At 58.1% G+C, this 14,232-nt stretch carries 11 protein-coding genes and 3 pseudogenes; 8 read left to right on the forward strand and 6 right to left on the reverse strand.

The genetic code is table 11. From position 1 onward, the window contains the following. Positions 1 to 152 precede the first annotated feature (152 nt). The 3 genes from GZH52_RS09180 to GZH52_RS09190 all read right to left on the reverse strand — a co-directional run bounded on the left by GZH52_RS09180 (position 153) and on the right by GZH52_RS09190 (position 3,720). Positions 153 to 506 (reverse strand): tRNA-binding protein, encoded by a 354-nt coding sequence (locus GZH52_RS09180; protein WP_163316189.1) that lies wholly within the window; start codon positions 504 to 506, stop codon positions 153 to 155. Between the two features lie 158 nt (positions 507 to 664). Then, positions 665 to 2,275 (reverse strand): methyl-accepting chemotaxis protein, encoded by a 1,611-nt coding sequence (locus GZH52_RS09185; protein WP_163316190.1) that lies wholly within the window; start codon positions 2,273 to 2,275, stop codon positions 665 to 667. A gap of 470 nt (positions 2,276 to 2,745) precedes the next feature. Next, positions 2,746 to 3,720, reverse strand: a complete 975-nt coding sequence (locus tag GZH52_RS09190) for an L-threonylcarbamoyladenylate synthase (RefSeq protein ID WP_163316191.1) — start codon at positions 3,718 to 3,720, stop codon at positions 2,746 to 2,748. Positions 3,721 to 4,700: 980 nt separating this feature from the next. Here GZH52_RS09190 and GZH52_RS09195 point away from each other — a divergent pair. Further along, positions 4,701 to 5,975: a Rid family detoxifying hydrolase gene (locus GZH52_RS09195; RefSeq protein WP_163316192.1), complete on the forward strand. Its 1,275-nt coding sequence runs from the start codon at positions 4,701 to 4,703 to the stop codon at positions 5,973 to 5,975. A gap of 67 nt (positions 5,976 to 6,042) precedes the next feature. On the opposite strand, the gene GZH52_RS09200 is transcribed toward GZH52_RS09195, so the two are convergent. Then, entirely contained in the window at positions 6,043 to 7,479 is a 1,437-nt protein-coding gene (locus tag GZH52_RS09200) for an MFS transporter (RefSeq protein ID WP_203525691.1), read from the reverse strand. A gap of 82 nt (positions 7,480 to 7,561) precedes the next feature. Here GZH52_RS09200 and GZH52_RS09205 point away from each other — a divergent pair, with 82 nt between their 5' ends. Further along, on the forward strand, positions 7,562 to 8,503 hold the full coding sequence (locus GZH52_RS09205) for a LysR family transcriptional regulator (RefSeq protein WP_203525692.1): 942 nt from the start codon (positions 7,562 to 7,564) through the stop codon (positions 8,501 to 8,503). Positions 8,504 to 8,729: 226 nt separating this feature from the next. Then, on the forward strand, positions 8,730 to 9,530 hold the full coding sequence (locus GZH52_RS09210) for an IS5 family transposase (RefSeq protein ID WP_163316194.1): 801 nt from the start codon (positions 8,730 to 8,732) through the stop codon (positions 9,528 to 9,530). A 405-nt stretch (positions 9,531 to 9,935) separates the two neighbouring features. Here the strand turns inward: GZH52_RS09210 and GZH52_RS16810 are convergent. Beyond that, positions 9,936 to 10,109 (reverse strand): annotated as a pseudogene (locus tag GZH52_RS16810) (recombinase family protein); the annotation flags it as partial. A gap of 109 nt (positions 10,110 to 10,218) precedes the next feature. Here GZH52_RS16810 and GZH52_RS09220 point away from each other — a divergent pair. From GZH52_RS09220 to GZH52_RS09240, 5 genes and pseudogenes are all read left to right on the forward strand, one after another. After that, positions 10,219 to 11,097: pseudogene (locus GZH52_RS09220) on the forward strand (IS5 family transposase). 85 nt (positions 11,098 to 11,182) lie between these two features. After that, a complete protein-coding gene (locus GZH52_RS09225; protein WP_163316195.1) occupies positions 11,183 to 11,650 on the forward strand; it encodes a hypothetical protein in 468 nt (155 codons plus the stop codon). A gap of 448 nt (positions 11,651 to 12,098) precedes the next feature. After that, positions 12,099 to 12,323, forward strand: a complete 225-nt coding sequence (locus tag GZH52_RS09230) for a hypothetical protein (protein WP_163316196.1) — start codon at positions 12,099 to 12,101, stop codon at positions 12,321 to 12,323. Positions 12,324 to 12,331: 8 nt separating this feature from the next. Next, complete coding sequence (locus tag GZH52_RS09235; protein WP_163316197.1) at positions 12,332 to 12,616, forward strand: hypothetical protein; 285 nt, start codon at positions 12,332 to 12,334, stop codon at positions 12,614 to 12,616. Positions 12,617 to 12,756: 140 nt separating this feature from the next. After that, a complete protein-coding gene (locus tag GZH52_RS09240) occupies positions 12,757 to 13,233 on the forward strand; it encodes a hypothetical protein (protein WP_203525693.1) in 477 nt (158 codons plus the stop codon). A 134-nt stretch (positions 13,234 to 13,367) separates the two neighbouring features. Here the strand turns inward: GZH52_RS09240 and GZH52_RS09245 are convergent. Next, positions 13,368 to 14,210: pseudogene (locus GZH52_RS09245) on the reverse strand (IS5 family transposase). Positions 14,211 to 14,232: the final 22 nt, after the last annotated feature.

A 14,232-nucleotide genomic window follows, 5' to 3' on the forward strand; every position in this document is an offset into this window, starting at 1 on the left:
CAGGAGCGGCTCACATCATGGATCGGGCATAGCTGCCCATCAGGAATCCGGATAGATTAGAGCAAGCCTTCCCTGTCATTGTTCATCACGATTCTGTCCTTGCAAAGTTCAGGCTGACCATAGATTTGGAATGGCATCCCTGGCCGAACGTTTCAGCCAGCCCGCACCCTGTTGGGGACGGGGAATTCCGGCTGCGCCAGCGCTGCCGGCAGCAACCCGTCGGCGTACCCGATATCGAACATCATCCCCTCTGACAGCACGCCGCAGATTTTCTTCGGTGCCAGGTTCACCACAAATAGTGCCTGCAGCCCCACGAGAGCCTGCAGGTCTGTGCGCTCCTGCTTGATGCCGCACACGATGGTTCGGGCAAAGTCGCCAAAGTCGACGGATTGCTGAACCACTTTATCCGAGCGAGGCACATCCATGAGCGCGGTGATGGTGCCGCAGCGGATATCGAGCTTGTCCAGGTCGGCCAGTGTGACCAGTGGTTTGACGGGGTGGCTCATGCGAAGCTCCTGAGTGGATTTGGAAGGTGAATGTCATTCAACACCTTGGGAGCCCTGCGAGGAAATGGAAAAAGGGAGCTGGCATAACGCCGAACCCAGGCGCCATTGCCAGCCGCTGGGTTTCCCGCTTGTAGAGGAGGGTGGCTGTCCTAGGTGGCTTAGGCTGGCATACCCAGCGTGAAGCGGCCTGTCGTGTCCCGCAGTGCCGCGGCCAGTTCCGCACTTTCGTTGATGGCCGCTTGGCTGTGGTCTAGCGCCTGCCGGTTCTGGTCGGACAGTTGAGCCAACTGTTCGACGGTTGCCGCAATTTCGCGGCTGGCTGCGCCTTGCTCGCCAATTGCATCGACGATCTGTGCGACCAGCACTTCGACGTCCCTACTTACCGTTGCGAGTTGCGCGAGCGTATCGCCGGCCTGTGTGATCAGTTTCTGCTGGGTCACGACAGCCTCGTTGCCCGCCTGCATCGCGTCGTTGGCTCCCTCGATGCTCCGCACGATCCGCGCCATTGTGCTTTCAATCTCGCCAGTCGAGCGGGCCGTGCGCTCGGCAAGCTTCCTTACCTCGTCGGCGACCACGGCAAAGCCGCGGCCGGATTCGCCGGCGCGGGCCGCTTCGATGGCTGCGTTCAGGGCGAGCAGGTTGGTCTGCTCGGCAACATCGCGAATCACGTTGACGATATTGCCGATTTTTTCCGATTCAGCGTGCAGTTCTGTCAGCACCAGACCGACCGCCTTGGCTGTCGCCTCGACTTCTCCCATCCCGGCCTGGGCGCGTCCGATCGCGGCCAGGCCTGCGCCTGACTGTCCGCGCCCTTCGCCAGCGCGTGCGAGGATGGTCTCGCCCGACTCGGCAATATGGTTGACGCTGACCGTCAGCTCTTCGACCGAGCTTGCCATCGACGAGACCGCGTCACCCTGCGCCGCCAGGCGGCCGAATAAGCCGTCGCTTTGCTCGCGAAGCTGTGCGGATTGGTTGGACAGCTCATCGGTGCGGGCGCGGATCGCACCGACCAGCTCGCGCAGGCCCTGTTGCATCTGCGCCATGGCGCCCATGGCACTGTGCGGTGCTGCCTTTGGTAATTCGGTGTCCAGGTGCCCGGCCGCAACTTGCCTTGCCGCATCCGACAGTGCGCGCGGATCCGCGCCGAGGCTGTTTTTCAATCCGCGCAGCATCCATGCGACCGAGGCCGCGGCGCACAGTACGGCCAGCGCCGCGAGCGCCGCGCAAGCAAGTTCAAGCTGCTGCAGTTGTGCGCCAAGCTGCTCGCGTTGTGCGGCAGCCCGGGCGTCGACTGCCTTGCCCTCGTCGATCAGTAACTGGCGGATTTCACGCCACAAGGGCGTTTCCCTGGCATTGAGCAGGCTGCGTGCCTGTGTGCCGTCGATCGACGCCAGACGGGCAACTTCCGCGATCAGTTGGTTGCGCTGCTTGCTCTTTTCATGGATGGCGGACAGCGTATTGGCCGTCGGGGTGTCGCCTAATGCCTCGGCCTGAGCCAAGGCCTCCGCGAAAGCCTGTTGTGCCTTGGCCAGGTTTTTGTGGCCGGTCTGGTTTTCCGGATCGAGCATCACGTTGCGCAGCGCCTGCCCGCTTTGCAGGCCTTGTGCGTACATCGACGAAAAGGCGTCGGAGAGAACTTGCTCGTGTTGCGCCAGCCGGGTGAATCCCGCGTTGATCTGACCCAGTCCGTATAGCGACAGCAAGACTGCCGCAGCCATCAGTGCCAGTGAGCTGATAAACGCCAGCAAGATTTGCTTCTTCAGTGACATGTTTTCCCCTTGTTCGGTGTTCAGATCCGCGCGCTTGGACGTTAAAAGCCAAGATTAATTAGATGTTGTATTCATGGGTGCATGAATTGACGGCGATCAAGCTAAAGGTTGTGTCTGGCTGTATGCAGGCAGCCCCCTCAAGGGGGGGCAGATTTTCTGGTTAGTGATCGCCGAATTGCTGGTGGTTCTTGCTGCGGTGGACGGGATCGCCTTGATGGCGACTTGCCAGGGAGTGTTCTTGTGTATCGGCAGCATGCCGGTATCCATACCACCACCCCCGGCGGGGGGGGGGCGGGTCTTGCACGGCCTGCTTGCCATTTAAGGTTGTTGATGCGTTCTTGCCAGCCCATGCCTGCCAGTCGGGTCAGCATTCGAATGTCAGCAATGCAGCGTGGCATCTGCTAGCTAGCGCTGCGTGCCCACAAGATGCCGGCTCGAGAGCCGGCATCTTGTAGCCGATCGGCTGCCGCCTACGCCGTGTATTGCGCGAAGCCGACGCTGGCGCGGCCCAGTCGGTCGCGCACCGCTGTCCATTCGGGTGTGGCCGGCGGCATCTCGACCAGGATCAACTCGCATCCGCTCTGGTCCGCTTCATGCAGCGTTGCGTACAGCACCTGTGCATAGTCGGTAGGGGCCGCCGGCAGCACTCGCTGCCAGTTCGCCGCTACATGCGGGCGGCCGAAAGCGAGCAGCGCGGTGCGGGCCCAGTCCCAGCCTGGCGGTAGCGTAGCCAGTTCACCCGCTTCCAGCCGGTAGCAGAGGCGGCGCGGCGCATAGTGGGCAGCCAGCGCGCCCGGTACGCGCGGCGCGTTGGCGGGGGCGTGCTCGGCGACGGAGAGCCAGGGAGCAAGTGCGTCCGCGGAAACCTGACCGGGGCGCAGGATGGCCGGGCTGGAGCTGGAGAGATCGATAATGGTCGATTCGATGCCAATGCGGCATTGTCCGCCGTCGAGTACCGCAGGAATGCGGCCAGTCATGTGTTCGAGGATATGGGGAGCCGAAGTGGGGCTGATCCGGCCAAACGGGTTGGCGGAAGGAGCGACCAGGGCTTCGCCCAGTTCGTCGAGCACCGCCTGCAGTAGCGGATGGTCGGCCCAGCGCACGGCGATGGTGGCTTGCCCGCCGTTAACCAGCGGCGAGACATGCTCCGCTGCCGGCAGCACCATGGTCAGCGGGCCGGGCCAGAATGCGTCGGCCAGTTGCCACGCCACGTCGGGAACCTGTTCGGCCCAATGCGCAAGGTGACTCTTGGATGGCAAGTGGACGATCAGGGGGTGGTCGGCCGGCCGGCCTTTGGCCGCGAAGACTTTGGCGACCGCTTCGGGCTTGCTCGCCAGCGCGGCGAGCCCGTAGACGGTTTCGGTCGGGATGGCAACCAGCTCGCCGGCGCGCAACAGGGCAACGGCCTGTTCAATGTCGGCGCGGGTATCTGTCAGGTGAAGCATGCTGCGGTTTTCCGTTCTTGGGTAGCGGCGCGTATTGTGCCATGACGAAAGATTTTTGGCGGCGCTGGTTTCGAGCTGCGCGTGTGGGCTGCGTGGGAATGAAAAGCTGGGAAGGGCTGGTGTCTCTGTTGCTGGAGACGGGAAAATTTTTTCTGAACGATAGCAGGGTGGATTTTGCGTAGTCTTATTACAAAAGGGTAAGCATTCGTCGGTAGCCTAGGCGTGCTAGCTGTTTTGCTGCAGGAGCGGCTCTCGGAAGGGTTGAAAGAAACGGATGGCTGTAAGTCAAGCCTGTTTTTGGTCTTGCAATCCGATGCTTGGAGTGATGCCATGGCTTGGCAGGCAGTCTGCAGGGCTGCTCGTACAAGTCGACCGGCTGTCTTCGTGGCAGCGCAGGATGGGATGGTGGGAGATCACTGCGCGTTGCAAAGCGCCAATGCGTACATCTTCTATATATGCCAATAGTGTTTTTCATCGCTAGCCAGCAATAGTATGACAGCTGCTTCTAGATGAGGTATCTCCGGACAATGTCTGCCAAATGTTGCCGATCTACAGCCCATGACCGGCTGGAAGTGGCAACTACGTTAAATGACGTAGATATTTTATTGTGCATATTAGTGGTAATGCCATTGTTATTTTATTTCAGTCGTTTGGTTTTTTTGTGTCTATAAAAATATTGCCTTGATTGTCTCATTTTTTAAATAAGATCATGTCATTTATTAACGGGTTAGAAATTTTTGTCAGGCGCAAGGTGTTGACGGTTATGATTTTTGGAGTCTATATTGGCGATTCCTGATTTTGGTGTTGTTTTGATTAACGCCTAAGTCATTGGATAATTTGCTTGGGTTTTCGTGCGGTTTTTATGTGCGAATCTTAAACCTCGAGTATCCCGAATCTAGCCGTGGCGGCTGCCTGAAATGAAGTTTGGAAGTGATGGCCACGCTTTTAACCAGAATCCAGCAGAAAGGTTTAGTAAGACTATGAGCGGCTTTAACGCAGTGCTAGCAAGAAATACCGAAAATGCACCCAAGGCTATTGGTGCATATTCGCAGACTGTGGCTTTTTCTCATTACAACAATCTTTCCGCACAATTGCCGGTTGACCCGAAAACCGGCGCACTGGTTGCCGGTGGTGTCAAAGAGCAGGCCGTCCAAAGCTTCAAGAACATCAAGGCTGTTGTTGAAAGCATTGGTCATGTAATGGACGACGTGGTCCGCATTTCGATCTTCGTCAAGAACATTGCGGATGTCGACGCTGTCAACGAAGTCTATGCGTCCTACTTCACCAACGGCTATATGCCGGCACTGACCACCGTTGCCGTTGATGCGCTGCCGATGGGCGCGCTGGTTCAGGTGGATGCACTGCTGTCAAACGGCGAAGGCACCATTCCGAATGCCCCGCAAGCTGGCGACCTGATCAAACTGTCCCGCAATACGGCCAACGCTCCGGTGAGCCCGCTGTCAACCCAGACGGTTGCGTTCTCCCACTACAACAACATCTCGGCACAGCTGCCGATCGACCCGAAAACCGGCAAGTTGGTGGCGGGCGGCGTCAAAGAGCAGGCTGCCCAGTGCCTGAAGAACGTCAAGGCCGTTCTTGAAGGTATCGACGTTCCTTTCGACGATATCGTCAAGGTCAATATTTTCCTCAAGAACTTTGCCGACGTTGAAGCAGTGAACGAAGTCTACAAGACCTTCTTCCCTGACTCCGCAATTGCCCGTGCCGTCGCCTACGTGCCGGCACGCACCATGATCGCTGCCGCCGCGCTGCCGATGGACGCGCTGGTGCAAGTCGAGGCGGTCGTTTCGCATGGTGACGGCACCCCGCCGCAGGCGGTGGAAGACCGTCACGGCATCGTGATCTGGGCGCATAACACTGACAATGCACCGAAGTGTCCGCTGTCGACCCAGACCGTTGCGTTCTCCCACTACAACCACCTGTCGGCCCAACTGCCGCTGGATCCCAAGACCGGCGCCGTCGTGGCTGGCGGTGTGAAAGAGCAGGCTGGCCAGTGCCTGAAGAACATCCAGGCCATCGTGGAGAGCATCGGCCACGTGCTCGCCGATGTGGTCAAGGTCAATGTCTTCCTGAAGAACATCGACGACATGGCAGCGGTTGAAGAAGTGTACGCAGGCTTCTTCCCGGGCGGCGTTCCTGCCCGCCGTACCGTGGGTGTGTCCGCCCTGCCGAAAGACGCGCTGATCCAGATCGACGTGGTTGTGGCAAACGCTGAAGGCACCGCGCCGAAGCTTTAATAGGTCCGAGCGTAAACGCTCGCGTTTTCTGAAAAAGCCGGAGAGTATTCTCCGGCTTTTTTCATACCTAGCGAAAAATGCGTTGCCTCATCACCAGCGCGCCTAGTGGCAACATGCCGATGGCCAACCCGGCGAATACCAGCTTGCAAGCGAGCAGTAAGGTCACCCCGCCTACACCGGCGGCCCCCAAGGGGATCAACCATCCAGCCAACCATTGCGTGGTGGCGGGATTTTGTCCCAAGGTATGCAGCATAAGCGTGGTCATGGCAACGCTGGACGAAAGCCCCAACTGACGCACGATGTTCTTGACCTGGTAACCATGCGAAAACACTTTGGCATGCAGGCCAGAAAAGGTTCCGAACGCGACAGGCCCCACAAACAGCGGGATCGCCATCCCGAGCACGATAATGGCCGGCACGATGGCATCCCAATCGCGCCCATCGCTCAGCGCCAGCGTCAGGCTGCCGGCGCAGAATAACGCCACGCCGCTTAACATGTAAACGCGGTGGCGTGGCCAGCGCCGCGACAACGCCAGATGCGCCAGTGCCACCAGCACGCTGGCCAGCATCCCGCACGAAGCCAGCAGCGCGGTTGCCAGTAAAGACAGTCCCAGCACCCCGTGCAGCAGGATCGGAACCATCAGCCCGGTCACACCGATCAGGCAGTAGCCTGCAAAATAGAGGCATAGCCCCAGCAGGTAACGTGCCTGCATCAAGCCACGGTAATTGATGATCGGCCGTTCGTTCTGCCATTGGCGCCAGGCAAACGCAGCAAGAATCAGGATCGACACGACTGCCGTCAGGGCTAGGCTGGGGAGCGCGCCGGGTGTCACACTGGCGGCCTGGATCGCATATTGCAAGCCAAATACCCCCACACACATCCACAACAACCAGCCCCAGTGCTCGCGGGAGCGCTCGTGCGATGGGGTACGCGCAGTGGACAAATGGGCAGCGGACAATCGATGCACGACAGCGGCCTGTACCACGCCAAAGGCGAAAATCGCCCGCCAGCCGCCTCCGGCGATCAGCAACGCGGCGAGCATCGGCGCCAGCGCCGACCCGCCCAGCAAACTGCCGACAAAAATGACGGTACCGGCAAAACGATCTCGCTCCGGCAAATCGTTAATCGCCATTCGCCCGGCGGTAAAGAAAGTCGCTCCCCCCAGCCCCTGCAACAAGCGGCCGATCGCGAATACGGCGAGCCCGTCCGCCAACGCACACAGCGCGGAACCGACGGCAAAACACAGCAGTGACCCCGCGACAAAGCGACGATACCCCAGCCGTTCCACCATCCATTGGTGCTTGTACAGCATTACGATGGCAGCGACGCCGTACAGGGTGTAAGCAAAAGCGAACGCCTGTACCGATAGCGCAAGGCCCATCATGATCTGCGTGGCGGCAAACATCACCATGCCGTTTTCAATGAATTCAACGCTGGTGACTGCGGCCAGCGTCATCAGCCGGGGGCGCAGCGGGCGCGGTGACGTGACGACAGAAGATGTCATAAGGATGCGCGCTCAAAAAACGACGACTGTAACGCGCACGAATGAATGTATAAAATCGATTCCGTTAATTAGAGGTATCGATATGGCCGATATTGAACACGCGGCGTTCCGTCGTCTTGATCTAAACCTGCTGGTTGCGTTCGATGCGCTAGTTGGCGAGCGCAGCGTCACCCGCGCCGCTGCGCGGCTGTGCATCGGTCAACCGGCGATGAGCCACGCCCTGTCGCGCTTGCGCGAGGTTTTTTCCGACGAACTGCTCTACCGCGCCGGCGCCGGCATGGCACTGACCGACAAGGCGCAGCGGCTGGCGCCGCGCGTCCGACAGCTACTGCTCGATGCGCAGGCGCTGGCGCTGGCCGACACCCCGTTCGACCCGGCGCAACTGGTGCATACCTTCCAACTGGCGCTGAACGACCCGCTGGAAGCCCTGCTGCTGCCCAACTTGGTCGCCAGCTTGCGCCGGCAAGCACCCGGCGTTGCGCTGTCGGTCAGGCCAATTCCGGCCTGGCAGCAATTGGAAAAACTGGACGAAGGCGAGATCCAGCTGGCCATCGGCCACTTCCCCAAGGTACGCTCCAGTCACCTGCAACACACGCTCTACCGCGCGCGCTTTGCCTGTGTGTTCAGCCCGGCGCTACTCGCTTTGGGCAGTACACCCGACCTCGCCACGCTCGCCACGCTACCGCATATTCATACCAGCTATACCGGCGACGGACCGGGCCTGGTCGATCGCGCGTTCCAGCGCCGCGGCCTGCAACGGCGCGTGGTCGCACACACGGCAAGCCCACTGTCGATTCCGTTCATCGTCAAGCAAAGTCCGCTGATCGCGATTCTGCCGGATCTGGTGACACGCCTGTTTGCGCGGCACCACGACTTGCGGATTTCGCCGCTGGCGCTGCCCGAGCTGGCGTTACCGGTTTCGATGGTGATCCACAAGCGGGACCAGACAGACCCCGCACTGGCCTTTTTCATGCAAGCGCTGCTTGAGACCATACGCAACGTGCTGCCGACCGACGCGTCCTAAACCGGCCGGTATGTCCGCCACAGCACAAGAAAACACCGGCGCCAGCGCCGGCGATCTGCCTTCTGAAAACTGCGCGGCAAGCCACGCAGCGAACCTTAGCCACCGATCCGCTGCACTTGCACTAGCGCCGCCAGCGCCGCGCGAATGGATTTCACCCGTACCGCGTCATGATCGCGGCTTTGTTGCACAACTCCCTCACGCTGACCTTGTCGGGTAGCATCCGGGCATGAGCAAACCCGCACCAACCCGCTACAAGACGACCAACTGGGCCAAGTATGATGCCGCTCTCAAGGCGCGCGGCTCCCTTCTGATCTGGTTGGACACCAAGCTGCAATGGCAGGCCGAACCTTCAGGCAAGCCCGGCCGCTCTGCAACCTTCAGCGATGCAGCTATCCAGTTCTGCCTGTCCATCAAATGCCTGTTTGGCTTGGCGTTGAGGCAGACCATCGGCTTGGTCGAAAGCCTGATCAAACTGGCGGGTCTGGACTGGCAAGTGCCGAATTTCAGCACGCTCAGCCGCCGACAACACTCGATCGCCGTCAAAATCCCGGCTCAGAAGCACGGACGAGGGCTTGAGTTGCTGATCGACAGCACGGGTATCCAGTTTCTCGGCGAAAGCGAGTGGAAGCGCAAGAAACACGGTGCCGAATACCGGCGACAGTGGCGCAAGGTGCATCTGGGGATCGATGCAGACACGTTGGAGATCCGCGCGATCGAAGTGACCAGCAACGGCGTGGGTGACGCCCCGATGTTGCCAGAGTTGCTCAACCAGATCCCGTCTAACGAGCCGATTGTAAGCGTCAGCGCCGACGGCGCGTACGATACCAAGACCTGCCACGCGGCTATTGCGGCACGTCACGCTGAAGGCATCGTCCCCGTCCGTAAGAATGGCCGACCGTGGAAGGAGGATGGCTCGGGCGCCAGGGCGTGGGCGTTTGAACGTCAGGTGGCAGAGCTACAGATTCGCGCGGCACTCCTCAACCGCTTCACGCTGTTGGGCAGGCCGATCACGGTGCGCGTAGGGTAACTGCGTCTGGGGAAAGGGGGCGCCTAGCCTTCAGGCGATTTGTGCAGCAAAGCCGAGAAAATTTTACATTTTGTTTCTTATGGAAATAAAAAAGCCCTGTAAAAACAGGGCTTTAGTATAAAAAATTTACACTTTATGTCTCAGGTATACCTCAAAAGGGTTGTGCTTACCTTGTGGTGCCAATTCTACCGTAAGTCTTTGTAAATAAAGAAAAATGTATATTTTATGTAAAGAATATTGTTAGTAATTCATGGATTTCTGTGGTGATTCTTTACAAAATGGTATGGTCGATTTTTAGATGAGCTTTGTTGCTCAACTCCTTCATGCTGACCATGTCGAGAGTAGCCCCACGGACAGTCAGCCTGCTGGTCACCAGCTTACGCGCCCGGTACAACTTGTCGGCTGTCACCTCCTGCTTGCGCCCACCTCTGCGCTCGCGCGCAGTCGCCGATTCCTGCACGCCCTGGGGCGCTCTCGGATCCGGTTCCGCTCGAACTGGCCGAGCGCGCCAAACAGGTGGAAAAACAGTTGTTCACTAGATGTAGTGGTATCGTGCTTTCGGTCCGTGAACGAAAGCCGACACCCCGTTCTTGCTGGCTGCTAACGGTTTCGATCAAATTCACTTTTGGCTAAATTGGGCTTTGTTGCACAACTCCCTCTTGCTGACCTTGTCGGGTAGCATCCGAGTATGAGCAAACCAGCACCGGCCCGCTACAGGACGACCAACTGGGCCAAGTATGATGCCGCGCTCAAGGCGCGCGGTTCCCTTCTGATCTGGCTGGACACCAACTTGCAATAGCAGGCCGAACCTTCCGGCAAGCCCGGCCGCTCTGCAACCTTCAGCGATGCAGCCATCCAGTTCTGCCTGTCCATCAAATGTCTGTTTGGCTTGGCGTTGAGGCAGACCATCGGCTTGGTCGAAAGCCTGATCAAACTGGCAGGTCTGGACTGGCAAGTGCCGAATTTCAGTACGCTCAGCCGTCGCCAGCACTCGATCGCCGTCAAAATCCCGGCTCAGAAACACGGGCGAGGGCTTGAGTTGCTGATCGACAGCACTGGTATCCAGTTTCTCGGCGAAGGCGAGTGGAAGCGCAAGAAACATGGTGCCGAATACCGGCGACAGTGGCGCAAGGTGCATCTGGGGATCGATGCAGATACGTTGGAGATCCGCGCGATCGAAGTGACCGGCAACGGCGTGGGTGATGCCCCGATGTTGCCAGAGTTGCTCAACCAGATCCCGTCTAACGAGTCGATTGCGAGCGTCAGCGCCGAAGCCATCATCCCGGTTCGCAAGAATGGCCGACCGTGGAAGGAGGATGGCTCGGGCGCCAGGGCGCGGAACGAAATTCTACGTGCTACCCGCAGGCTGGGCTCGACGATCTGGAAACGCTGGAGTGGCTACCACCGGCGTAGCCTGGTCGAAACAAAGATGCGCTGCTTCAAACGGCTGGGTGAGCGCGTCATGGCGCGGACGTTTGAACGTCAGGTAGCGGAATTACAAATTCGTGCGGCACTACTCAACCGTTTCACGCAGTTGGGTCGGCCGGTTACGGTGCGCGTGGGGTAACTGCGTCTGGGGAAAGGGGGAGCCTAGCCTTCAGGCGATTTGTGCAACAACGCCTCCCCATACTGGTAATGCGGTAGCCGAGGTGATGTACGCGGCGTGGGATAAGCTCAACGAAGCGGTGTTTGGAGGGCGTTTGCCGATCAGCAATGCAGCCGAGGCCAACATCGATCTGCGCAATCAGGTGGCGGCTCAAGACGGCAAGGTAGTCGAGGTGGACCACAGCCGTGGCAGCCTGACCAGCGCCAATGCTACGAAGACACAGGTTCTGCGCGGCGACCTGACCGTACCGTTAGGTTCAGTGACTTTCAACGGAGCGGCGGCCAATGCGGAACGAATGGCCGATATCGTGAGATCCGCGACTGCCGGGACGGGGCTGGTTTTTCAGAGCACCCATATTTCTGACCCAGTGGGTGCATGGATAGGCGGAAACAGTGGTACAGGCGGCATTCCAACCTGGGATGTTGTCGGGGCGCATGGGGCTTATGGGCTTAATGTCAATTCAGCTACCTTAAATAAATTTTGGGGGGCTGGGAAAATGGATCTGCGATATTGATTCCACAAAAAAATGGAAAGTGAGGTTGCGAAAATGTCGGCTCGTCTCTGTTGTTTGTCTTTAATGATCTTTTTAACTTCTTGCGGATCGCTCAAGTGCTTCGATAAGGCTCCGCCAGATGAGTGGCAATATTGGAAAAAATCTAGTGTCCGCAAAGATGGAGTTCTAGCTGCCTTGCACCATTGCGGATATGCCCCACCAAAAGATGATTTGGATGTCGAGCAGTGCATGCTGGATAGTGGATTCTACTTTGTTGAACCCCCATGTGGAGCGGTTTGCGATAGCAAAGAAAATGCAGGCCGCCCATCATGCAAATCGTTAAAGAAATAACAAATCAACTCAGGCAACAATCTAAAAATTATTTGGGCACAACCTTTGGCTATCTAGGATCGTGCATTACCAGCTCAAAATAACCTAAATTGTAAATTTGACAGTAGGTGGAACGGAATTGGTTTTTCAGAGCGCCCATATTTCTGACCCAGTGGGTGCATGGATATGCGGAAACAGTGGTGCAGGTGGCATGCCAACCTGGGATGTTGTCGGTGCACATGGAAGTCACACCGGATTTTTACCGCCGATTAAAGACGCATTAGTCAATAAAAACAAAGATAGGATAGAAGTGGACAAAATGTGGGGGATTGAATCATATAGTGTTTTAAAAAAGCTTGATTAGGAGGGGGTATGAAATCCACCTGCTACCTGTTGCTTTTCTCGATATCAATGACTACATGTGCGATCAGCGATCTTGGAAAAACAACTTTATCGACAGATCATTACTGGAGAAAGCGTGAGGCTCTTCCAGCAGAAAAAATCGCAACGCTAAGAGCATGCACTTTAGTTGGAGATTCTACCGGATATTATATTTCAGATATTCGCTATAGCTATGCTTTTGATGCATGCATGCTACGTAATGGATTTTTATTCATTCCAAATCCACGTGCTCTCTTAATGTTTGCAGAGGTCTAGATAAAGATGACTTAAGCTGCCGCTCCGTTCGCGGTGAGATTTACGTCGGCGCAGATGGCGATATTTATGACTCAAAAACCAAGGCGCGAATTTTTCCGTAGGCCTGTGAGTGATTTTTCTATCTTGCTGATAAGGAGTGGATGGTGATTTTTCACAAGAAAAAGAATCGGCTGGTGCGTTGGGTGACACTGTTTGGGGTAGCAGTACTCTCCGCTTGCGCCGCACCGCACAACCCAAATGTGCAATTGAACGCCTGGGTCAAAGCCAACCCTGTTGCTGCCGTGCAGGGTGCCCTGATCATCGATGTGCCGGTGGCAGGCAACGCCATTGCCGACGCGATGATGGTGGCCAGCTTGAAGGCAGGTGTGCGCAGCAACGTGGTCGACGCGATCGTGGAAATGCTCGAACGCCCGCCTGCTGGCCTGATGCTGGTCTCCAGCCGTGACGCGGACCTTGCCGCCGCCACGCTTGAGAGCGCGTTGCGGGCGGTAGCCGGCAGGGCGACGGCAGGCCATCGCGTGGTCTTGCTGGGTTCGAACCCGGTTCCCCAGGCGGTACTCGGTGCAGCCGGCGTCGCCGGCGTGAGCGTGGAGGCCGGGCCATCACCTCAACGATGAACACACGGCAAATGAAATCAGACGCCTTCAGCAAGGCTGCAATGGCGGAGGAAGAGCTTATCAATCGCCAACGCAGAAGGGCTTTGTTGCACAAATCGCCTGAAGGCTAGGCTCCCCCCTTACCCTAGGCGCAATTACCCTACGCGCACCGTGACCGGCCTGCCCAACTGCGTGAAGCGATTGAGGAGTGCCGCGCGAATCTGCAACTCTGCCACCTGACGTTCAAACGTCCGCGCCATGACGCGCTCACCCAGCCGTTTAAAGCAGCGCATCTTCGTTTCGACCAAGCTACGCCGGTGGTAGCCACTCCAGCGCTTCCAGAGGGGCGCGCCCAGTCTTCGGGTAGCACGTAGAATTTCGTTCCGCGCCCTGGCTCCCGCGCCATCCTCCTTCCACGGTCGGCCATTCTTGCGAACCGGGATGATGGCTTCGGCGTGACGTGCCGCAATAGCCACGTGGCAGGCCTTGGTATCGTACGCGCCGTCGGCGCTGACGCTTGCAATCGGCTCGTTAGACGGGATCTGGTTGAGCAACTCTGGCAACATCGGGGCGTCACCCACGCCGTTGCCGGTCACTTCGATTGCGCGGATCTCCAGCGTGTCTGCATCGATCCCCAGATGCACCTTGCGCCACTGTCGCCGGTATTCGGCACCGTGTTTCTTGCGCTTCCACTCGCCTTCGCCGAGAAATTGGATACCCGTGCTGTCGATCAGCAACTGAAGCCCTCGTCCCTGCTTCTGAGCCGGAATTGTGACGGCAATCGAGTGTTGGCGGCGGCTGAGCGTGCTGAAATTCGGCACTTGCCAGTCCAGACCCGCCTGTTTGATCAGGCATTCGACCAAGCCGATGGTCTGCCTCAACGCCAAACCAAGCAGGCTAGTGTCCAGCTAGATCAGAAGGGAACTGTGCGCCTTGAGCGCGGCATCATACTTGGCCCAGTTGGTCGTCTTGTAGCGGGCCGGTACGGATTTACTCATGCTCGGATGCTACCCGACAAGG

This window comes from Crenobacter caeni, assembly GCF_010435965.1.
Taxonomy (GTDB): domain Bacteria; phylum Pseudomonadota; class Gammaproteobacteria; order Burkholderiales; family Chromobacteriaceae; genus Craterilacuibacter; species Craterilacuibacter caeni.